This window comes from Cellulomonas fimi ATCC 484 (genome assembly GCF_000212695.1).
Classification (GTDB): Bacteria; Actinomycetota; Actinomycetes; order Actinomycetales; family Cellulomonadaceae; genus Cellulomonas; species Cellulomonas fimi.
The window spans coordinates 2,450,524-2,471,582 of record NC_015514.1; the positions used below are offsets into that span (position 1 = coordinate 2,450,524).

Here is a 21,059-nt window from a genome sequence, read left to right on the forward strand (position 1 = left end):
ACGCACGCCTGACGCACCGCAGGGTCCACGGGCCTGACCGGTGACGCACGACGGCCCGGGTCCCCCACGGACCCGGGCCGTCGTCGTCCCTGGCCCTGCCGCCGCGCCCGGCGGGGCGCGCGCGCCTAGGGTGACCGCATGCACGTGGTCGTGGCGGGGTCCAGCGGGTTCATCGGCAGCGCGCTCGTCCCCGAGCTGCGCGCGCACGGCCACACCGTCCGCACCCTGGTGCGACGCGCGCCGCAGCGGCCCGACGAGATCCGCTGGGACCCCGCGGCCGGCCGGCTCGACGCGCGCGACCTCGCCGGCGTCGACGCGGTCGTCGACCTCGCCGGCGTCAACGCGGGCTCCCGCCTGCTCACGGAGGCCCGCAAGCGCGAGGTCGTCGCGTCGCGGGTCGACTCCACGGGTCTGCTCGCCCGCACGCTCGCGTCCCTGGACGACGGCCCGCGCGCCCTGCTGCAGGCGTCGGGCATCGGCGCCTACGGGGACCGCGGCGACGACGTGCTGGACGAGCAGGAACCGCTCGGACGCACCTTCTTCGCCGACGTCGTGCGGCAGTGGGAGGCCGCCGCGGCACCGGCCGCCGACGCCGGGGTGCGCGTCGTGCTGCTGCGCACCGGCATCGTGCTCGGCCCGTCGGGCGGCGCGCTCGGCCGCCTGCTCCCCCTGATCCGGCTGGGCGTCGGCGGGCGCCTGGGCTCCGGCCGCCAGTTCTGGCCCTGGCTCACGCTGGTCGACGAGGTCCGCGCGATCGAGCACCTGCTCACCACCCCGGTCTCCGGACCGGTGAACCTCGTGACGCGCGCCGACCGCAACGCCGACGTCGTGCGGGCGCTGGCCGCGGCGCACCACCGGCCGGCAGCCGTGCCGGTTCCCGCGTGGGCGCTGCGGACCGTCCTGCGGGACTTCTCGTCGGAGGTCCTCGGCTCGATCCGGGCCGAGCCGGCCGTGCTCACGGCGACCGGCTTCCGGCCCGTGCACCCGGACCTCGCCGCCGCCGCAGCCTGGGTGGCTGCGGGACGCTGACCCTCAGGCGGCGCTCGCGTCGGTGACGTCGAGCACGCGCCAGCCGGCGTCCGTCCAGCGGAGCACGAGCACGACGGTGCGCGGTGCGGACGCGGGCACGTCGGACACCGTGCCGTCCGCTGCGAGCAGCCGGTGCGCGGACATCACGGACGTCACGCGCACCGCGACGTCCTCCTCGTCGACCGCGCCGGCGGCGCCCACGCCCTCGACGTCCGCGCGACCGCCGGCCCCGCCGTCCGCGGACGCACCGGGATCGACGTCCGCGAGCGCCGCGTGAGTCACCTCGGCGGCGAGCCCGTCGAGCCGCGCGCCGGCGAGCCCCGCCACGACGGCCACGTCGGCCCGGTGGGCGGGGCCGTCGACGACCTCGACCTGGGCGAGCCGCTGGGCGTCGCCCGCGGCCAGGACCTGCGCCCGCTCCTGCGTGAGCCGCACCGCGGCGGCGACGGCGTCGTCGCGCGAGCCCCCGGGCCCCGCGGCGACTCCCGCCTGCCGGTGCACCGTGGGCGTGGCACCGCGGTCGCCACCGCCCAGCAGCACGACCGCCCCGACCACGAGGGCGGCCGTCGTCACGAGCGCCCCGGCCGTCGCGACGGCACCGACGACGAGAGAACGCCGCCGCCGCTCGCGCGCGGGCCGTGCACGCCGCGGGAGCGGGTCGGCGCGCGGTGGTGCGGCGCGCAGGTCCCGAGCGGCGAGCGCCCCGGCGTCGGGCAGGCGCACCGGCTCGGCCTCGGCGGAGTCGAAGCAGCGGTCGACGACCTGGCCGGCCGTCAGGCTCGGTGCCTGCGCGAGCGGTTCGAGCGCGTCGCGCAGCGTGGCGCGCGCCGGACCCGCCACGAGCGCCACGTCGGCGTCCGGCAGCTGGGCCAGGAGCGTCGCGGCGAGCCGGCGCAGGTCGCCGTCAGGCGGGCCGCCGGTGCCGAGCACCACGCTGCGCAGGTCGACGAGGGCGGGACGCCCGTCGGGCCGCACGACCACCGTCGCGGCGCCGACGGCGCCGTGCACGAGGCCCGCGTCGTGCAGCGCCCCGAGCGCCCAGGCCACGGGGACGGCGACGGTCACCGCCTCGCCGTCGGACAGCGGCGCGCGCTCGGCGCGCAGCTCGGCGAGCGACCGGCCCGGCATGTGCTCGACGACGAGCGCGGTCCGCCCCGGGCCGATCTCGACCGCGTCGAGCAGCACCGGCAGGTGCTCGTGGCACAGCGCGCGCAGCCGTTCCACGCGGGCTGCGACGGCGTCGTCCAGGCCCGTGGGCAGCACGTGCACCTCGAGGTGGCGGCCCGAGCCGTCGGTCGCGGCCGCGAGCCAGCCGGTCCCGTCGGGGCCCGCGGGCGCGACGACCCGGAACGCGCCGCCGTCGAGCAGCGCCCGGACGTCGGCGGGCACGAGGTAGGCGTCCATGGCGCCCATCGAACCGGTCGTCGCGGCCCCGCCGTCGGCGTCGTCCACAGGGCCGACCGCGGCGCGGGGACCGTCGGCGTCAGAGCCGGACGACGACCCCCTCGGCGGCCGACGTGCGCGCCGCGTCGAGCACGCGCGCGGTGCGGACCGCGTCCGCCGGGTCGACGGGCGGCGGCCCGCCGTCGAGCACCCAGCGCACGACCTCGCGGTACAGGTCGACGTGACCACCCGCAGGTGCCGGGACCGGTTCGCGCTCCGCGCCGCGCACGAGCCATCCCTCGTGCCTCGGCTCGCCGGGGCGCCGGCCGTCCTCGTAGGCCGCGTCGAGCACGGAGAACGGGGTCGCCTCACCCTCGAAGCTCGTCACGAGGTAGGCGGCCTCGTCGCCGAGCACGCGGGTCCGCGGCCCGGGGGCGCCCACCACGGCCCCCGCCTGAAGGTGGCTGACGACGCCGGGCGTGCCGTCGTGCGCGTCGGCGTGCACGAGAGCGAGGAAGACGTCGTCGACGGCGGGAGTGGAGCGTGCGGCGAGCTCCGCGTACACCGAGCGCACCGGCCCGAAGAGCTGGACCGCGGAGTCGACGAGGTGCGCACCGAGGTCGAGCAGCAGCCCACCCGCGGACGGGTCGTTCTCCTTCCACCGGTCCTGCGGCACGGGCCGGAACCTCTCCCACCGCCGCTCGAACCGATGCACGCGCCCGAGCGTCCCGGCCTCGAGCAGCGCCCGCAGCGCGAGCTGCTCCGGGTCCCACCGCCGGTTCTGGAAGACCGTGAGCCGGCCGCCGACGTGCAGCGACGCGTCCACGAGGCGCTGGGCGTCGTGGGTCGTGGTCGCGAGCGGCTTGTCGACCAGCACGTGCAGTCCCGCGTCGAGCGCGGCGAGCACGTGCGCGACGTGCTCGCCCGTGGGGCTGGCGACGACCACGAGGTCGAGCTCGCCCGCGTGCTCCAGCAGCGCGCCCACGTCGGGGACGACCACGGCGTGCGGCCAGTCCTGGTGCACCTGGGCGGCGCGGCTGCGCGTGACGACGTGCGTCACACGCTGGTGCGCCTCGCGCAGCAGGCGGGCGTGGATCCCCCGACCTGCTCCGCCGTAGCCGACGAGACCGACCCGCAGCGACTCCATGCGGCTCACTCTACGGTCGCGCCCACGGGCTCGGCCGTGGCGTGCGCGCCGCCCACCTGGCCCCGCGCCAGCCGCGACGGCCACCACGTGCGGTCGCCGAGGTCGTGCACGAGCGCAGGGACCAGCAGCGAGCGGACGACCGTGGTGTCGAGCAGCACGCCGAGCGCCACGATGACGGCGAGCTGGGCGAGGAACAGCAGCGGGATGACGCCCAGCGCGGCGAACGTGACGGCGAGCACGACGCCCGCGGACGTGATGACCCCGCCCGTGACGGCGAGGCCGCGCACGACGCCCGCGCGCGTGCCGACCCGCAGCGACTCCTCCCGGACGCGGGTCATGAGGAAGATCGTGTAGTCGACGCCGAGGGCGACGAGGAACACGAACCCGTAGAGCGGCACGGCGGGGTCGGCGGGCGGCAGGTCGAGCACGTGGTTGAAGAGGATCGCGGACACGCCGAGCGTCGCGGCGAACGACAGGACGTTCGCGCCGAGCAGCACGACGGCGGCGACGACGGACCGCAGCAGGAGCATGAGGATCAGCCCGATGACGGCCAGGACGACGGGCACGATGACGCGCAGGTCGTGCCGCGCGGCGTCCTGCGAGTCGAGGGTCTCGGCGGCGGCGCCGCCGACGAGCGCGTCGGGGTCGACGTCCTGCGCGGCGGTGCGGACGTCGGCGACGACGTCGACGGCCTCCTGGGAGTCGGACGGTGCCGTGGTCGTGACGTCGAGGCGGACGGTGCCGTCGACGACGACGGGCTCGGCGGCCCCCTGCGGGGCACCGGTGGGCGCGCCCGACGCGGCGCCGGTGTACGGGGTCACGGTCTCGACGCCGTCGAGGTCCTCGACGGCCGTGGCGACGTCGTCGGCGGTGTCCTGCGCGGTGATGACGGTGATCGGCTGCACCGCGCCGACCGGGAAGTGCTCGGCGAGCACCTCCTCGCCGGTCACGGCGTCGACCTCGGTGAGGAACACGTCGGCCTGGTCGGTGCCGCCGGCCTGGAACGTCGGCAGGAACGCGGCGCCCGCGACGAGCACGAGGGCCGTGGCGACCCAGACGGGACGCGCGCGACGCGCGACCCAGCGGGCGAGGCGACCCCACAGGCCGGTCGCGTCGGCGGCGTCCGCGGTGGCCGCGGCGTGGGTGCCCTGCGTCGCGGGCGCGGTGGTGACCGGGCGGGGCACGCGCGGCCAGAACAGGGCGCGTGAGCGGCGGCCGAGCACGAGCAGGAACGCGGGCAGCAGCGTGAGCGCGGCGAGGAAGGACGACGCGATGCCGATCGCGGCGACCGGGCCGAGCGAGCGGTTGGAGCCGAGGTCGGACAGCAGGAGGCACAGCACGCCCGCGGCGACGGTGCCGGCGGACGCGGCGACGGGCTCGAAGCACGCTCGCAGCGCCCGGCGCATGGCCGTCGCGGGGTGCTCCGCGCGGCGCAGCTCCTCGCGGTAGCGGGCGACGAGCAGCAGCGCGTAGTCGACGCTCGCGCCGACGACGAGGATCGACAGGATGCCCTGGGACTGCCCGTTGAGGATCAGCACGTCGTTGGCGGCGAGCTGGTAGACGACGAGCCCCGCGAGGCTGAGCGCGAAGACGGCCGTGAGGATGACGACGAACGGCAGGAACGGCGACCGGTAGACGAGCACGAGGATGACGAGCACCGCGCCGAGCGCGACGAGCAGGAGCACGCCGTCGATCCCGCCGAACGCGGTGACGAGGTCGGCGACGAACCCGGCGGGTCCGGTGACCCAGGCGTGCAGGCCGAGGTCGCCCGCGGTCGTGGCGGTCGCGCCGAGGTCCTCCTCGAGCGAGGTGCGCAGGTCGGAGACGAACAGGTCGGTGACGGACTCCTCGTCGACCTGCGCGTCGGCGCGGTCGGCGTCGAGCGAGAAGACGCCGAGCAGCGCGAGCCCGTCCTGCGAGGGCACGACGACGGGGTCCGCGAGCAGGTAGTCGGACCAGGTGTCGCCGTCACCGCCGGGCAGCTCGCGGTCGGGGACGCCCGCGGCCCACTCCCCTGCGGCGGCGACCTGCTCCGGGGTGACGTCGCCACCGTCGGCGGGCTCCATCGCGACGAGCGCCGGTAGGGTCGGCGTGTCGACGAACGCGCGCCCCGCCTCGGCCGCCCGTGTGGACTCGGCCGACGTCGGGAGGAAAGCCGCGGCGTCGTTCGTCTGGACCTGACCCAGCTTGCCCTGCGCCATGCCCCCGACCGCCCCGATGGCGAGCCAGGCCAGCAGGGCCACGGTGACGGCGAGGGAGCGGAGGACGGTCGCCCGGCGATTGCTCAGCATGCTGAGTATCATGGGTGGCGCGGCTCGCGACCGCAAACGAAAGGATCACGCAGGGTGCACGACGGGCTCGACCACGACGCCCCGCGGGAGCACGGCCCCCACGGGGAGACCCGCGACCCCGCCTCGTCCGACCCGGCGCAGTGGCCGGTCGGACGCCTGCTGTCCGCCGCCGCGCGGCGCGTCGAGCGCGAGTGGAACGCCCACCTCGCCGGCTGGGACCTCAACCACGCGAGCCTGCCGGTGCTCGTGCACCTCGCCCGCGCCCCGTACTCCCAGCGCGAGCTCGCGGGCGCGTGCGGCGTCACCGAGCAGACGATGAGCCGCGTCCTGGCCCGCATGGAGCGCACCGGCTACGTCGAGCGGTCCCCGCACCACGAGGACCGGCGTCGGCACGTCATCACCGCGACCCCGGCGGGCCTGGCCGCGCTGCGGGCCGCCGCCGACCAGCAGCTCGCCGAGGAGCTCGTGACGCGCGGCCTGACACCCGAGCAGGTCGAGCAGCTGCGCGGGCTCCTCGTCCTCGTCGCGCGTCCGGAGCCGCCCACGACCCCGGCCGACGCCCCCGAGCCCGCGGGGTTAGCCTGACCCGCATGCTGTTCGACGCGCTCGACCTCGGCACCCGCCTGCTCCCCTACGAGCCGACCTGGGCGCTGCAGCGCGAGGTGCACGCCGCGGTGGCGGCCGGCGAGCGCGAGGACACCGTGCTCCTGTGCGAGCACGAAGACGTCTACACGGCAGGACGCCGCACGGCGACGTGGGACCGCCCGGTCGACGGCACACCCGTGGTCGACGTCGACCGCGGCGGACGGATCACGTGGCACGGGCCGGGGCAGCTGGTCGGCTACCCGATCGTGCGTCTCGCCCAGCCCGTCGACGTCGTCCGGTACGTGCGCGCGCTCGAGGAGGCGCTGATCCGCACGTGCGCGGACCTCGGCCTGCACGCGATCCGCGTCGAGGGACGCAGCGGCGTCTGGTTCGCGGCCGACCCGGGCGGCGACGGCCGCCCGCCGCGACGTGAGCGCAAGGTCGCCGCGATCGGTGTGCGCGTCGCGCGGGGCGTCACCATGCACGGCTTCGCGCTGAACTGCGAGCCCGACCTGCACGCGTTCGACCGCATCGTGCCGTGCGGCATCGACGACGCGGACGTCACGTCGCTGACCCTCGAGACGGGCCGGCGCGTCACCATCGACGAGGTCGTCCCCCTCGTCCGGGGCCACCTCGTCGCCACCCTCACGCCGCTCCTCGCCGCGCCCGCACCGCAGGCGTTCGCGACGACGGACGCGGGCGTGGCGACCGGCGCCCGCCCCGCGTCCGACTGACGCCTGCGCTCACCCGACCCGGTCGAGCTCCGCGAGCCGCTGGACGAGCTCGTCCGCCCACGAGCGGACGTCCTCGAAGTCGCGATAGTCGCCCGTCTCCGCGCGAACCAGCGCGACCAGGGCGCGCTCGTTGAGGTTGAGCTCGGAACGCTCGATCCGCCCGACGAAGCACCGCGTCTCGCGCGCGCCGGCGTGCTCCGCGACGACGTCGACGTCGTCCGGGACGGTCGGCGGCATGGGCGGGTCGCCCACCGGGCCGGACCAGAACAGCCACACGGGCATCGACCGCAGGTGCGCCCCCTGCCGCTCGACGAGGTCGCGGACGGACGCCGCGAGCCGCCCGACGTACACCGCCGAGCCGATCACGACGGCGTCGTAGCCCGTGACGTGCTCGACGTCGTCGGGGCTGGTCTCGTCGACGTCGTGGCCCGCGTCCCGCAGGGTCTGCGCGACCACCTCGCCGATCTCGCGCGTCCCGCCGTGGCGCGACGCGACGGTCATGAGGATCTTCATCGTCCCTCCCTGTCGGTGCGGCGACGTCGCGGCGCCCGCGCGCCTGTCCCCTGCCCGAAGGCACGTCTCCGACGCCCCCCAGCCTCACCCGGTGCCCGCGCACGCGCACGGGACTCAGGTCCCACGTCCTGTGACGTGCGACTCCCCGCGCGGGCACCGCGACGGGCGCGGGTTAGTCTGACGGCTGTGACGATCGCTCCCGAGGGCCGCCGCATGCTCCGCGTCGAGGCACGCAACGCGGCGACGCCGATCGAGAAGAAGCCCGAGTGGATCCGTACGCGCGCGACGATGGGCCCCGAGTACAGCGACCTCAAGGGCCTGGTGAAGCGCGAGGGCCTGCACACGGTCTGCGAGGAGGCGGGCTGCCCCAACATCTTCGAGTGCTGGGAGGACCGCGAGGCGACGTTCCTCATCGGCGGCGACCAGTGCACGCGGCGCTGCGACTTCTGCCAGATCGACACGGGCAAGCCCGCGGACTTCGACGCCGACGAGCCCCGCCGCGTCGCCGCGTCCGTGCAGGCGATGGGGCTCAAGTACGCGACCGTCACGGGTGTCGCGCGCGACGACCTGCCCGACGGCGGCGCCTGGCTGTACGCCGAGACGGTCCGCCAGATCCACGCGGTCAACCCCGGCACGGGCGTCGAGCTGCTGATCCCCGACTTCAACGCGGTCCCGGAGCTGCTCGACCAGGTCAACGAGTCGCGGCCCGAGGTGCTCGCGCACAACCTCGAGACCGTGCCGCGCATCTTCAAGCAGATCCGCCCCGGCTTCCGCTACGAGCGGTCGCTGTCGGTGCTGACACGGGCGCGCGAGGCCGGCCTGGTCACCAAGTCCAACCTCATCCTCGGCATGGGCGAGACGATCGACGAGGTCAAGGCCGCGCTGCGGGACCTCGTCGACGCGGGCTGCGACCTCGTCACCATCACGCAGTACCTGCGCCCGTCGCTGCGGCACCACCCCGTCGACCGCTGGGTGCGGCCCGAGGAGTTCGTCGAGCTGTCCGAGCACGCGCAGGAGCTGGGCTTCCTCGGCGTCATGTCCGGCCCGCTGGTCCGCTCGTCGTACCGCGCCGGCCGGCTGTGGGGCCAGGCCATGCGGCACCGCGGCATCGAGATCCCCGCGGCGCTGGCCCACCTCGGCGAGCCGACGACCGCGCGCCAGGAGGCCGCGAGCCTGCTCGCCCGCTGAGCGTCGGGGCGGCACCGTCCTGGTCCGCCACGGGTCGCCGCGGTCGGTAGACTCCGACGCCATGGCCCGCGACACGAACGCCTCCTCCGGGAAGGTCCGCAAGACCCGCTGGTACCACCAGGTCTGGCAGGCGTACCAGATGACCCGCCAGAGCGACCCGGCGATCACCTGGCTGATCCTCGCGGTGTTCTTCGGCATCGTCGCGGTGGCCCTGGTCATCGGGCTCATCGCGGGCCCGGTCGTCTACTTCCTGCTCCTCGGTGTCCCCTTCGCGCTGCTCGGGGCGATGTTCGTCCTGGCCCGCCGCGCCGAGACCGCCGCCTACACGCGCATCGCCGGGCAGCCCGGGTCGTCGCGGGCCGCGCTCGGCACGCTGCGGCGCGGCTGGACGTTCACCGAGGAGCCCGTCGCGGTCGACCCGCGCACCCAGGACCTCGTCTTCCGCGGCCTCGGCCGCGCGGGCGTCGTGCTCGTCTCGGAGGGGCCCGCGCCGCGCGTCGGCCGCCTGCTCGAGGCGGAGCGCAAGCGCACCGCCCGCGTCATCTCGGGTGCGCCGATCACGCTCATCCAGGTCGGCGACGGCGAGGGTCAGGTGCCGCTGCGCAAGCTGCCGCGCACCGTGCAGAAGCTGCGCCCGCAGCTCACCAAGCAGGAGGTCGCCGAGGTCGGCAAGCGTCTGACGGCGCTCGGCGCGGTCCGGCTGCCGGTGCCGAAGGGCGTCGACCCGATGCGTGCGCGCCCCGACCGCAAGGGCATGCGCGGACGCTGACCCGCTACGGTCGCCCGCATGGGCGAGGAGCGCTGGAACCACAACACGCACTACCACCGGCTCGCGCTGCGGCACGCCCCCGGTGCCCGCACCGCGCTCGACGTGGGCTGCGGCGAGGGGCTGCTCACGCGTCGCCTGCGCGCGGCGGGCGTCCCGTCGGTGACCGGGGTCGACGCCGATGCGGACCAGGTCGCCCGGGCTCGCGCCCACGCGGACTCCGACGGCCTGCACTACCTGCTCGGCGACGCGCTCGACGTCCCGCACGACGGCCGTTTCGACCTCGTCACGTGCGTCGCGACGCTGCACCACCTCGACCTGCGCGCCGGTCTGCGGCGGCTGGCGTCGTTGACGGCCCCCGGCGGGCACCTCGTCGTCGTCGGGCTGGCCGCCGTGCGGACACCCGCGGACGCGCTGCTGAGCGTCGCCGCCGTCCCCGTTGCGGCCGTCGTCGACCGTGCGCGGGGGACGTGGGAGCACGGGTCCCCGGTCACCGACCCGCGCGAGGCCTACGGCGAGGTGCGGGACACCGCGCGCGCCCTCCTGCCCGGGGTGCGGTGGCGGCGGCACCTGTACTGGCGCTACAGCCTCACCTGGCGCGCACCCGCCTGACGCGGGCGGGTGCGCGGCTCAGCGGCGCACGATCGCCGTGCCGGCGAGCCGGTCGTGCAGGCCGCGACCGTCCGCGTCCCAGACCACGGCCGGGATCACCAGGCACAGCAGCAGACCGCGCACGAGGCCCGGCACGAGCCCGGGCGCGTGTCCGTCGTCCGGCAGAGGCTCTGCTCCCGGGGGCGTCGGGGCGACACGCCGCACGCGCAGCCCGAGCAGGCGGTGGCCGAGCGTGTACCCGACGGTGCCGACGAGCAGGACGTTCTCGAGGGCGAAGACCGCCAGCGTCGCGGTCGGGTTGCCCTGGGACAGCACGAACGCCGAGCGGTCCGCGGGGAAGAACGCCGCGGAGATGAGCAGGCACACGGTCCAGTCGACGACCAGCGCCGCGAGCCGGCGCGCCGTCGGCGCGAGCGACCCCCGTCCGCTGCCCGGCAGGCCCAGTCGCGCGCCGCGCGTCGTGCCCGTCGTGGGGGCCCCCTCGAGCCAGCTGCTCATGTCGTCGCGTGCCACCGCACCAGGGTAGGCGGGCGGACGGCGTCGTCCCGGCACGCCCCGGCGTGACGACCGGCGGCACGTGCCGGACGTCCGCCCAGGAGTTCGCGCGATCGTTACACCCGCACCGCCGACGTAACACCGCGGAAACAATGGGTACACCGCAGAGAAACTCCCCGCCCATAGCCTCGGCGGAGCCCGACCCCAGGGTGGACACACAACCGAGGAGCAGCGGATGTTCAGCAAGCCAGAGGAAGTACTGGCCTTCATCAAGAGCGAGGACGTCAAGTTCATCGACGTCCGGTTCTGCGACCTGCCCGGCGTGATGCAGCACTTCAACGTGCCCGCCGCGTCCGTGGACGCGAACTTCTTCACCGAGGGCCAGATGTTCGACGGGTCGTCGATCCGTGGCTTCCAGGCGATCCACGAGTCGGACATGAAGCTCATCCCCGACGTCACGACCGCCTACATCGACCCCTTCCGGGTCGAGAAGACGCTGAACATCAACTTCCACATCGTCGACCCGTACACCGACGAGCCCTACAGCCGCGACCCGCGCCAGGTCGCCGCCAAGGCCGAGGCGTACCTCAAGTCGACGGGCATCGCCGACACCGCGTTCTTCGCCCCCGAGGCCGAGTTCTACGTCTTCGACGACGTGCGCTTCCAGACCCGCCAGGACGCGTCGTTCTACTACATCGACTCCATCGAGGCCGCGTGGAACACCGGTCGCAAGGAGGAGGGCGGCAACCTCGGACACAAGACGCCCTACAAGGGCGGCTACTTCCCCGTCCCGCCGGTCGACCACTTCGCCGACCTGCGCGACAAGATCTCGCTGCAGCTGGACGCCCTCGGCCTCGAGGTCGAGCGCGCGCACCACGAGGTCGGCACCGCCGGCCAGGCCGAGATCAACTACCGCTTCGACACGCTCGCCAAGTCGGCCGACAAGGTGCAGCTGTTCAAGTACGTCGTGAAGAACGTGGCGCACGAGGCCGGCAAGACCGCGACCTTCATGCCGAAGCCCCTGTTCGGCGACAACGGCTCGGGCATGCACGTGCACCAGTCCCTGTGGAAGGACGGCAAGCCGCTGTTCTTCGACGAGAAGGGCTACGGCGGCCTGTCCGACATGGCCCGCTGGTACATCGGCGGCCTGCTCAAGCACGCCCCCGCGCTGCTGGCGTTCACGAACCCGACGGTGAACTCCTACCACCGCCTGGTCCCCGGCTTCGAGGCGCCGGTCAACCTGGTCTACTCGGCCCGCAACCGCTCCGCGTGCATCCGCATCCCGGTCACCGGTTCGAACCCGAAGGCCAAGCGCATCGAGTTCCGCGTGCCGGACCCGTCGTCGAACCCGTACCTGGCGTTCGCGGCCATGCTCATGGCGGGCCTCGACGGCATCCAGAACCGCATCGAGCCGCCGGAGCCGGTCGACAAGGACCTCTACGAGCTGCCCCCCGAGGAGCACGCGCTCATCGAGCAGGTCCCGGGCTCGCTCGGCGAGGTGCTCGACAACCTCGAGGCCGACCACGACTGGCTGACCGCCGGCAACGTCTTCACGCCGGACCTCATCTCGACGTGGATCGACTACAAGCGCTCCGCCGAGGTGGACCCGATCCGTCTGCGGCCGCACCCGCACGAGTTCGAGCTCTACTTCGACGTGTGATCGTCCCGGCCCCTGGCTGCTCCCAGGGGCCGGTGACCTGCAGTGACGGAGCCCCCGTCGCCCTCGTGGCGGCGGGGGCTCCGCACATGGGTGAACCGGTCGAAACCTGGCACCGCTGCGCCGTACGGTCCAGTACGGTTCGGCCGTGAGCGAGCACACGGGGAACGAGTCGGGCGGCACGCCGTTCGCACCGCCGGCCGGCAGGCGTCTCGAGCCCGACGCCGGACGGGCCGCCGACCCGCACCCGCCGGCCGCCGCCTCGCCGTACGCCCCGCCTGCGGCTCCGCCGTCGACGCCGTACGGCGCCCCCACGCCGTACGCCTCGGGCCCCGGGACGGCGCCCTTCCCTTCCCCGCCCCACGGGCAGCCGGGCGCCTACGCGCCGCCTGCCGGGTACGCCGCACCTGCCGGGTACGGCCAACCCGCCCCCGCCGCGGCCTACAGCCCCCCGGCACCGGCCGGCGACGCACCCCCCGGGACCTACGGTGCGCAGCCCCCCGGCGCACCGCCCGCCTCCGGCGGGCCCCCGTCCTACGCCGCCCCCGCGCCGTACGGCGTGCCGTTCGGGTACGGCGCCCCGATCACGCCGCCGACGGAGGGGCTCGCGACCGCCTCGCTCGCCACGAGCGTCGGGGGTCTGCTCGTCCTGGGCGGTCTGCCCGGACCGGTGGGCGTCGGCCTCGGCATCGCGGCGCTGCGCCGCATCCGCCGGCGCGGCACGAAGGGTCGCGGGATGGCGATCGCGGGTGTCGTCGTCGGTGCGGTCAGCACCCTCGTCTTCGGCGGCCTCGTGTGGCTCGCGGTCTGGGCGTGGTCGAACCCCGACGTCACGGGGCTGACGCTCGACGACGAGCTCCCGGACTACACGCTGCGCTCGGACCTGGAGGTCGGCGACTGCCTGCGCGAGTACCCGGGCTCGTACGACCTCGGCAGCGCCGACCCGGTGGACTGCAGCGAGCCGCACGCGCTCGAGATCGTGTCCGTGCTGCCGATGACGAGCCCGATCGACTCGTACGCCGAGCCACCGGACCCGGGCTACGCCGAGGGGTTCACCCAGTGCGCCGCGCGGATCGAGCGCAGCGCTCCAGGGCTGGTCGACGAGTGGGTGGTCTGGACGGACGTCAGCTACCCGCACCCGGACGACTGGGAGTCGGGGGCGCAGACCGCCTACTGCGCGGTGGCGACCGAGCTCCCCGACCTGCGCGGCTCGGTGCTCGACGGCACGGTCACGGGGCCGTAGCGCTTCTGGGGGCGCAGGCAGTCGAGCGTCCCCTGCACGCCCTGCGGGGGTGCGGCGCTCGTCGCCATGAGCCGGAACACCACGTCGGGCCGGCACAGCCGGGCGGAGGTCAGCGCACGACGCGCCCGGCCCGCCGCCGCCGCGACCGTCGACGGACGCCGACGACGAGGGTCCCGAGCAGCGCGAGCCCGGCGGCGCCGACCCCGGCGAGCCCCGCGAGGTCGGCCCAGCGGCGAGGCGTCCACCGCGCCCGGCAGATGTCGGCCCGGTCCATGGTCGCGTCGAGCAGCGACAGCTCCGCCGTCATGCACGCCTCGTGCGCGGACCGCACGACGAGCAGCAGGAGCACGACCAGGACGCACGCGAGCACGGCGACGAGCCGCACGACGAACCGGCGGTCGCGAGCCCTCTCGGACCGCTCCATGCGCGCTCCTCCCCCGTCCGGTCGGCCCGGACCAGGGCGCGTCGGCCCGCACGCGGCCGACGCGCCCTGGGCGTCAGGCCCCGGCGACGAACACCTCGTCGCCGAACATGGCCGAGATCTTCCACGCGCCCGTACCGGCGTCGCCCGTGGGCACGGCCAGCACGACGTTCCCGGCGCCGGAGGCACCCGTGTAGAGCTCGTTGATGTCGTTGAACGTCGGCTCGGGCGCCACCGCCATGGTGTCGGCGGAGGTGTGCGTCGTGCCGGACGCCGTGACGTACTCGATGTTCAGACCGATCCACGGGGCCTCGGCGGCCGCCCCCAGGCGCGTGACCGTCACCGGGACGACGACGTACGTGAGCCCGGCCGGCGCCTCCTCGTTGAACTGGTTCGCGGCGCGGACGGCCTCGGTCGCGTCGTAGGTCGGCGCGCCGAGCGTGACCTCCCACGCCGGGCCGTCGTAGTCCTCGACGGTCACGGGCGTGCCCAGCGGGAGCGGGTTCTCACGCGTGCCCTGCTCGGCGGCGGGCTCCTCGGCGGCGGGCTCCTCGGGGAGGGGCTCCTCGACCGGCTCCTGCGCCGACTCCTCGGCGGCCGCGGCCGCGCCCTCCTGCAGCTCGTCGAGCTGCGACTCCACGCTGTCCGCGCGGGCGTTCATCCGGGCGATCCGGTCGGGTGCCTCCAGCGCGGACGAGACGAGGCTGAGCGCCACGACGACGGCGCTGACGATCAGCGCGACCTTCTTGTTCTGCTCGTAGCCGGCCAGGCGGCGCCCGTGCTTGTCCTTCGTCGAGTTGGTCAGGACGAGGATCAGGTCGACGAGCCACCACACGCCGCAGCCGCCGCACGTGAGGAGCTTGGCGATGCCGGTGCCGATCTTGCCCAGGTAGAACCGGTCGACGCCGAAGCCGCCGACGAGGAGCGACAGCAGCCAGGTGACGAGGAACGTCTTGTCCGACTCACCGTCCGGCGACGGCACGGGCATCCCCGCGGGAGGCGGGTAGGCCGCCTGCCCGTACCCCGGCTGGGGGTACGCAGCCTGCGGGTAGGCAGGCTGCGGGTAGCCGGGCCGGGGGTGGCCGGGCTGCGGGTAGCCCGGCTGCGGGTTGCCGGGCTGGGGGTACGGCGGCTGCGCGGCGGCAGGCGCCGGAGCCTGCGGAGCGGGCGCGGGGGCCGGGGCGTCCGACGGCGTCGGGGCAGCCGGCTCCTTGGCGAGCGAGGGCGGGGGCGCCCCGAGCGGGAAGTCGGCGTCCTGACCCGGTTCGGGTGTCTCCGAGGACAATGTGCGCTCCGATCAGCGAGAGGGTGCGGTCCGCGAGGCGCGGGCCGCGCGCGCGACCCTAGGGGCCGGACGGCCGGCGCGTCCCGGGATCGCGCAGGACGCCCCTCGATCGGGCCTGCAGTTCACCCGTGCGGCGGATCGACGACGGAGCCACCGCCGTGGCAGCGGCGGGTCGGAGATCGGACGAATTCCGCGGATCGCCGCGAGTCGTGGTGCACTGGGAGACGTATGCCTTCGCACCACGCACCACCGGAGGACCACGTGAGCCACTCATCACCGGCGACGATGCCGGGGACGACACCCGTCATCGACGAGCAGGCACGCCTGCGCTGCCCCCGCTGCAACGCACCGAACGTGGCCGTGACCACGACGGACACCGACCCGAACGTCGCGTGGACCAACCACACCGTCACGTGCCAGAGCTGCCATGCGAGCAACCAGCTCGCGATCGTGTCGGCGTTCGGTCAGGTCGTCATCCGCTGGCTGTCCGACTGACGCCTCACCGCACGACGACGGGGGTGCCCGCCACCGCGAGGGTCTGGGCGGACAGGCTGCCCGCCTGCACCACCACGCGGACCCCGCCCGAGCCCCGGCCGGCACCGCGCACGCAGCGCTCGATCGCCCGGATCGCGGCGGAGCCGAGGAACGCCGTGGGTGCCACCTCGACGATCACGGGCACGACTCCCCCGCGCGACGTCGCGGTGACCTGCGCGTCGAGCAGGCGGGCCGCGTCCTCCGTGTCGAGCACCCCCGCCACGTGGATGACCCCGTCCGCGGCGACCGTGACGAGCGGGCCGCCCGAGAGCGAGGTGGCCGGAGTGGTCACCGGCGGCTGCACGGGGGCCCGTCGCCGCGCGTCGAGCTCCAGCTCCACGCGCGTGCCGGTCTCCCGCGCGTCAACCGCGAGCCGGGCGCCGCTCGACGCCACCATCGCCAGCCCTCGCCCGCGCCCGCTCGTGTCGGGCGTGGCCGGCTGCCACGTGCCGTCGTCCTCGACCGCGAGGGTCAGCGTGGTCCGGCGCAGGCGGCCCTCGACGCGGATCTCCCCCGGCTCCCGGTCGAGGTACGCGTGCTCGACGCAGTTGGCCGCCGCCTCGCTCGCCCCGAGGACGACGGCATCGCGCTCCTCGTGGTCCAGCCCGACGAGCGCGGCCCAGGCGGCCACGCGCTCCCGGACGGTCGCGAGCTGCGTCGCCGTGGCACGCACCGTGAAGGCGAGGTCGGGCGGGGCGGGCCGGCGCGACGCGGCGAGGACGGTGACGTCGTCGACGAACCCCTCGTCGAGCACCCACGGGACGTGCAGGCAGAGTCGCTCGGCGAGCGTGCGTCCCGCGTAGCGGCCGACGACGACGCCGTCCACGGCCTGCACGGCGGCGTCCGCGAGCCGCTGCAGACGCTGGTCGAGCGGCTGCCCGACAACCTCCACGAGGCCGTCGGTGAACAGCAGCAGCGCCTCGTCGTCGCCGACGTGGTCGCGGTGGACCACGCTGCTGTCCTCCACGCCCAACGGGCCGCCGCCGGTCGGCGGCAGCCGGCGCGCGCGGCCGGGGCCCACGACGAGTGGTGCGGGGTGGCCACGGGTCGCGTACTCGAGCTCGCCGGTCTCGGGGTCGAGCAGCGCCACGCACACGGTCGTCGCGAAGGCGTCGCTCGCGACGCGCGCGTACCGGTCCATGGACTCCAGGGCCTCCGACACGCCTGCGCCGTCCAGGAGGCGAGACGCCATCACGGCCCGCAGCTGGCTCATCGCCGCCGACGCCGCGACACCGTGCCCCACGACGTCGCCGACCACGCACGAGACCTTGCCGTCCGGGGTGACGGCGGCGTCGAACCAGTCACCGCCCGCCGCCTGCTCGCGGCCGGCCACGAGGTAGGTCGCCGCGAGGTCGACACGCGGCAGCACCGGCACGCTCGCGGGCAGCAGCGCGCCCTGCAGCGCGATCACGACGTCACGGGCGACGGCGTAACGCTCCTGCGCACCGACGAGCCGCCGCTCGGCTGCGAGCCGCTCCTCGACGAGCGCTGTGACGTCCTGCGCGAGCACGATCACGCCGCGGTAGCGGCCGTCGGCGTCGTACCACGGGTCGAGCGACCACCGCAGCCACACGTCGCGGCGGTCGCCGCTCGTACCCACCTCGAGCAGCACGTGCTCCGCCGGCATGGGGCGCCGCGTCCGCAGCGCCTCGAGGACGCGCGGCACGACCCGCTGCGCGACGGGAGCCGTCAGTGTCTCCTCGGCGGTGCGCCCCACGACGTCGCCGACACCGATCGCGCGCGCGGCACGGTTGGCCGCGACCACGAGCCCGTCCTCCTGGACCGCCGCGACCGCCACCGGCAGGTCCTCGAACGCGCGGACCGACGCCTCGACGCTCGGCGGGAGGGACGACGCGTGCATCTGCCCACCCTGGCACCGCCGTGCGCGCGGCGCGCGCGAGGGGTGGCCGGCGCGACCTCGTCGACGCAGCCGGTCAGCTCAGGGCGGCCAGGCTGCCGAGTGCGTCCACGACGGACACGTCGAGCCCGTGCCCGCCGGCGAGCAGCATCGAGCTGTCGGGGGCGACGAGCACCGTCAGGCGCGCGCCCTGCGCCCGGACCCGGCGGTCGAGCGACGTGAGCACCGAGACGCCCGCCGAGCCGACGTGGGCGGCCTCGCGCAGGTCCACGACGATCCGGCCCGAGCGCTTCGCCTCGTGCATCACGGCCGCCACGGCCGCGGACAGCGAGCCGGCCGTCGCCAGGTCGACCGGGCCCCGGGCCCCGACCACGGGGACGCCGCCCACGGACCGCGTCGACAGGACCAGCGTCTGCGTCTCCTGCGGCGTGGGCACCGCCGCAGCCTCGTCGGCCAAGGACTGGAAGAAGAGCTCGTCGAGCCTCGCGCGCCAGACAGGCGAGAGCCCGCCGGCCGCCTCGACGGCCGTGACCAGCCGCTCGGCGAGCGCGAGGAGCCGCACGTTGCGCTGCTGGGAGCTCCAGCGCAGCAGCTCGAACGCCGCGTCGCCGTCGATGCCGTAGACGAGCATGAGCACGCCCTTGGCCTGGTCGATCACCGCGTGGGACTCCAGCGCCTGGTGCAGCTGGCTGTTGACCTCGCTCGCGACGGTCTCGCGCTGCACGGCGCTCACGTCGACGAGGAAGCCGCTGACGACGCCACCCTCGGCCCGGTCCTCGCGCGCCCCGCTGAACGTGACGGTGCGGTGCGCACCCGTGAGGTCGACGAGCGTGTAGTGCTCGCCGAGGGGCGCCCCGTCCCGCTCGCACGCAGCGATCGCCGCGGCGACCCGCTCCGCGTGGTCGGGGTGGACGTGACGGAGGAACAGGTCGCGCGTGGGCACGACCTCGCCCGGCTCCATGCCGTGGATCTCGAACATCCCGTCCGACCACCACCAGCGGTCACCGTCCGCAGTGAAGTGGTACTGCCCGACCTGAGCCGCATGCTGGGGGTGCACGGCGCCCTCCACCCGGCCACCGAGAGGCCGCTGCTGGACTGCCCGACGGGCTGCTGCTCAACCCGTGCCGGCGGCGCTCGAGGTCGCCGTCCGGATCCGTCGAGGCTAGTGCGCCGCGGGTGCGCTCGCGCGCCGGGACGGTCGCGCGCGTAGCGTGGTCAGGAGTTCGCAGGGTGGCCCGCGAGGAGCGGGGGGTGGCGTGGTCAGCGGTCCGGCGGGGATGCACGCGCTGGTCCGCCTCGACCTGGACGACGCGCTCGTCGAGGTCAGCGGCCCGGTCGGGCGGACGGACGTGCCCGCGCTCCTCGACGTCGTGGCCCGCGCGCAGCGCATCGAGCCGGACCTCGTGGTCGACGTGAGCGCCGCCGACGTCACCGCCGAGGCCCTGGCGGACCTGGGCGCGGCCGCGCGCGCGGGGGCCGGCCCGTGCCGCCCCTTCGCCCTGCGGACCTGACCCGCCGGCGGCACCACGCGACCTTCACGGAACGCACCGCGACGTCCACCAGACCTCCGCCCCGGACGCCCGCGCGGCGTCCACCTGCCGCTCTACCGTGACGGCCATGACCGGCACAGGTGGCTCACAGCCCCCCACCCCTGCACCGCAGCCCACCCCCGACTCCCCCACCCCGCCGGCGGGCCCCGCGCCGACCGCACCGTCGGGCGGCGCGCCGTCGCCCGCGGCGCCGCCGGCGGGCGTACCGCTGGGCACGGCACCGTACGGTCCGCCTCCGTCGTCGCCCGCTGCGCCGGTCCTCGCGCCGCCCCCGCCCGCCGGGAGCCCGTACCACCCGGTCGTCCCCCCGGCCCCGGCAGGCCCCGTGACGCGTGCCGTGCGGGAGTTCCGCGCCGGTGGGGGGCGGGCCGCACCCCTGCCGACGCTCGCGGTCGCGACGGCGTCCGGGCTCCTCGTCGGGGTCGCCGTGGTGGGCCACCGACCGGGTCTCGGGGTCGCGCTCTCGGGTGCGGTGCTGTGGGCGGCCGCGACGCCCGCGCTCGTGCGCCGACGGTCGGTCACGGACGGCTCGCTCGCGGTGCTGTCGGTGGCGCTGCTCGGCGTGGCGGCCGTCCGCGACGCCGGGTGGGTGCTCGCGCTGTGCGTGCTGGCGGCGACCTGGACCGCCACCGCGGCGCTCACCGGGGCGCGCACCGCCCTCGCGGTGCTGGCCGCGCCCGCGTCGTGGTGCGCCGGCGCGCTGCGCGCGCTTCCGTGGCTGCGGCACGGCCTCGGCGAGGCCGTCGGACCGCGGCGCGGGCAGCTGCTGCTGGTGCTGCGCGGCGGCGCGGTCGCCGTGCTCCTCGTGGTCGTGTTCGGCGCGCTGTTCGCGAGCGCCGACCCCGTGTTCGCGAGCCTGCTGCCCCGGCTCGACGTCGGTCACCTGCCGGGGCAGGCGTTCGTCGGCCTCCTCGCGGCGGGCGCGGCTCTCACGGGCGCGCAGCTCGCGCTCGCGCCGCCCCCGTGGTCGGCGGCGACCGCCCGCCCCGGCAGGCCGGTGTCGTCGGCCGAGTGGGTGCTCCCCGTGGCCGCGCTCGACGCCGTCGTGCTCGGCTTCGTCGGCGTGCAGGTCAGCGCGCTCGCGGGCGGGCACCGGCACGTGCTCGAGACCGAGGGTCTCAGCTACGCGCAGTACGCGCGGGAGGGGTTCGCCCAGCTGGTCGTCGCGACGGCGCTCACGCTCGTCGTGCTGGCGGTCGCGGTGCGCCGCGCTCCGCGCTCGGGTCCGCGCGACACGCTGGTCGTGCGCGTCGGCCTGGCGGTGCTCTGCGTGGGCACGCTCGGGGTCGTGCTGTCGGCGCTGCGGCGGATGGACCTGTACGTCGACGCGTTCGGCCTCACGCGCCTGCGGACGACGGTCGCCGTCGCCGAGGGCGTCATGGGCGTCGTGCTGGTGCTCCTGCTGGTCGCCGGCGTGCGGTGGAGCGGCGCGTGGCTGCCCCGCGTCGTGGCCGGGCTCGTCGGGGGCGCGGTGCTCGCGTTCGCCGTCGCGGACCCCGACGCCCTCATCGTCCGGCACAACGCGCAGGCCGACCTGGCGGTGCCGCTCGACGTGCGGTACCTGCAGGGACTCTCGGCGGACGCGGTGCCGGCGATGGACGCCGTCGACGAGCCGCTGCGCACCTGCCTGCTCGCCGGCGCCCAGGTCAGCGAGCCCGAGGGCGGGTTCGGGTGGAACCTGGCCCGGCAGCGGGCGTGGCAGGTCGAGGACGCGCGCGGTTCCGCGTGGTCGTCGGCGCCCGAGGACTGCGTGCCGTCGCGCTGAGGG

20 protein-coding genes are annotated in these 21,059 nt (G+C 75.7%); 11 read left to right on the forward strand and 9 right to left on the reverse strand.

The window, feature by feature from the left end; all coding sequences use genetic code 11:
• Positions 1-138: 138 nt before the first annotated feature.
• Entirely contained in the window at positions 139-1,029 is an 891-nt protein-coding gene (locus CELF_RS11170) for a TIGR01777 family oxidoreductase (protein WP_013771366.1), read from the forward strand.
• 3 nt (positions 1,030-1,032) lie between these two features.
• On the opposite strand, the gene CELF_RS11175 is transcribed toward CELF_RS11170, so the two are convergent.
• From CELF_RS11175 to CELF_RS11185, 3 genes are read right to left on the reverse strand one after another with little or no spacing between them, the layout of a single operon-like run.
• On the reverse strand, positions 1,033-2,481 hold the full coding sequence (locus tag CELF_RS11175) for a serine/threonine-protein kinase (protein WP_013771367.1): 1,449 nt from the start codon (positions 2,479-2,481) through the stop codon (positions 1,033-1,035).
• A gap of 31 nt (positions 2,482-2,512) precedes the next feature.
• Positions 2,513-3,559, reverse strand: coding sequence for a Gfo/Idh/MocA family protein (locus CELF_RS11180; protein ID WP_013771368.1), 1,047 nt, complete (start codon positions 3,557-3,559; stop codon positions 2,513-2,515).
• Between the two features lie 5 nt (positions 3,560-3,564).
• Positions 3,565-5,862: an MMPL family transporter gene (locus tag CELF_RS11185; RefSeq protein WP_013771369.1), complete on the reverse strand. Its 2,298-nt coding sequence runs from the start codon at positions 5,860-5,862 to the stop codon at positions 3,565-3,567.
• 42 nt (positions 5,863-5,904) lie between these two features.
• On the opposite strand from CELF_RS11185, the gene CELF_RS11190 reads away from it, so the two are divergent.
• Both CELF_RS11190 and lipB read left to right on the forward strand, forming a co-directional pair.
• Positions 5,905-6,435, forward strand: a complete 531-nt coding sequence (locus tag CELF_RS11190) for a MarR family winged helix-turn-helix transcriptional regulator (RefSeq protein ID WP_013771370.1) — start codon at positions 5,905-5,907, stop codon at positions 6,433-6,435.
• Between the two features lie 5 nt (positions 6,436-6,440).
• Positions 6,441-7,169 carry a lipoyl(octanoyl) transferase LipB gene (gene lipB, locus CELF_RS11195; protein ID WP_013771371.1) on the forward strand — a complete coding sequence of 243 codons (729 nt, stop codon included), beginning with the start codon at positions 6,441-6,443 and terminating at the stop codon, positions 7,167-7,169.
• Between the two features lie 9 nt (positions 7,170-7,178).
• Here the strand turns inward: lipB and CELF_RS11200 are convergent, their stop codons facing one another.
• Positions 7,179-7,682: a flavodoxin domain-containing protein gene (locus tag CELF_RS11200; RefSeq protein WP_013771372.1), complete on the reverse strand. Its 504-nt coding sequence runs from the start codon at positions 7,680-7,682 to the stop codon at positions 7,179-7,181.
• Positions 7,683-7,868: 186 nt separating this feature from the next.
• On the opposite strand from CELF_RS11200, the gene lipA reads away from it, so the two are divergent.
• From lipA to CELF_RS11215, 3 genes are all read left to right on the forward strand, one after another.
• Positions 7,869-8,870 carry a lipoyl synthase gene (lipA, locus tag CELF_RS11205; RefSeq protein ID WP_013771373.1) on the forward strand — a complete coding sequence of 334 codons (1,002 nt, stop codon included), beginning with the start codon at positions 7,869-7,871 and terminating at the stop codon, positions 8,868-8,870.
• A gap of 61 nt (positions 8,871-8,931) precedes the next feature.
• Positions 8,932-9,639 carry a DUF4191 domain-containing protein gene (locus CELF_RS11210; protein WP_013771374.1) on the forward strand — a complete coding sequence of 236 codons (708 nt, stop codon included), beginning with the start codon at positions 8,932-8,934 and terminating at the stop codon, positions 9,637-9,639.
• Positions 9,640-9,657: 18 nt separating this feature from the next.
• Positions 9,658-10,248, forward strand: coding sequence for a class I SAM-dependent methyltransferase (locus CELF_RS11215; protein ID WP_013771375.1), 591 nt, complete (start codon positions 9,658-9,660; stop codon positions 10,246-10,248).
• An 18-nt stretch (positions 10,249-10,266) separates the two neighbouring features.
• On the opposite strand, the gene CELF_RS11220 is transcribed toward CELF_RS11215, so the two are convergent.
• The gene (locus tag CELF_RS11220; RefSeq protein WP_013771376.1) at positions 10,267-10,746 is read right to left on the reverse strand and encodes an RDD family protein; all 480 of its coding nucleotides are present in this window, start codon (positions 10,744-10,746) and stop codon (positions 10,267-10,269) included.
• 232 nt (positions 10,747-10,978) lie between these two features.
• On the opposite strand from CELF_RS11220, the gene glnA reads away from it, so the two are divergent.
• Both glnA and CELF_RS21375 read left to right on the forward strand, forming a co-directional pair.
• Positions 10,979-12,403 (forward strand): type I glutamate--ammonia ligase, encoded by a 1,425-nt coding sequence (gene glnA, locus CELF_RS11225; RefSeq protein WP_013771377.1) that lies wholly within the window; start codon positions 10,979-10,981, stop codon positions 12,401-12,403.
• A gap of 145 nt (positions 12,404-12,548) precedes the next feature.
• Positions 12,549-13,643, forward strand: coding sequence for a DUF4190 domain-containing protein (locus tag CELF_RS21375; RefSeq protein ID WP_013771378.1), 1,095 nt, complete (start codon positions 12,549-12,551; stop codon positions 13,641-13,643).
• Positions 13,644-13,752: 109 nt separating this feature from the next.
• On the opposite strand, the gene CELF_RS11235 is transcribed toward CELF_RS21375, so the two are convergent.
• Positions 13,753-14,067, reverse strand: a complete 315-nt coding sequence (locus CELF_RS11235) for a hypothetical protein (RefSeq protein ID WP_013771379.1) — start codon at positions 14,065-14,067, stop codon at positions 13,753-13,755.
• Between the two features lie 73 nt (positions 14,068-14,140).
• Complete coding sequence (locus CELF_RS19520; RefSeq protein WP_013771380.1) at positions 14,141-15,349, reverse strand: TM2 domain-containing protein; 1,209 nt, start codon at positions 15,347-15,349, stop codon at positions 14,141-14,143.
• A gap of 261 nt (positions 15,350-15,610) precedes the next feature.
• Here CELF_RS19520 and CELF_RS11250 point away from each other — a divergent pair, with 261 nt between their 5' ends.
• Positions 15,611-15,844: a hypothetical protein gene (locus tag CELF_RS11250; RefSeq protein ID WP_013771381.1), complete on the forward strand. Its 234-nt coding sequence runs from the start codon at positions 15,611-15,613 to the stop codon at positions 15,842-15,844.
• A 4-nt stretch (positions 15,845-15,848) separates the two neighbouring features.
• Here CELF_RS11250 and CELF_RS11255 read toward each other — a convergent pair whose 3' ends face one another.
• Positions 15,849-17,744 (reverse strand): ATP-binding SpoIIE family protein phosphatase, encoded by a 1,896-nt coding sequence (locus CELF_RS11255; RefSeq protein ID WP_013771382.1) that lies wholly within the window; start codon positions 17,742-17,744, stop codon positions 15,849-15,851.
• Between the two features lie 73 nt (positions 17,745-17,817).
• Positions 17,818-18,798 carry an ANTAR domain-containing protein gene (locus CELF_RS19525; protein ID WP_013771383.1) on the reverse strand — a complete coding sequence of 327 codons (981 nt, stop codon included), beginning with the start codon at positions 18,796-18,798 and terminating at the stop codon, positions 17,818-17,820.
• A gap of 199 nt (positions 18,799-18,997) precedes the next feature.
• On the opposite strand from CELF_RS19525, the gene CELF_RS11265 reads away from it, so the two are divergent.
• Positions 18,998-19,252, forward strand: a complete 255-nt coding sequence (locus CELF_RS11265; protein ID WP_013771384.1) for a hypothetical protein — start codon at positions 18,998-19,000, stop codon at positions 19,250-19,252.
• A gap of 364 nt (positions 19,253-19,616) precedes the next feature.
• Positions 19,617-21,056 (forward strand): DUF4153 domain-containing protein, encoded by a 1,440-nt coding sequence (locus CELF_RS11275; protein ID WP_126297749.1) that lies wholly within the window; start codon positions 19,617-19,619, stop codon positions 21,054-21,056.
• Positions 21,057-21,059: the final 3 nt, after the last annotated feature.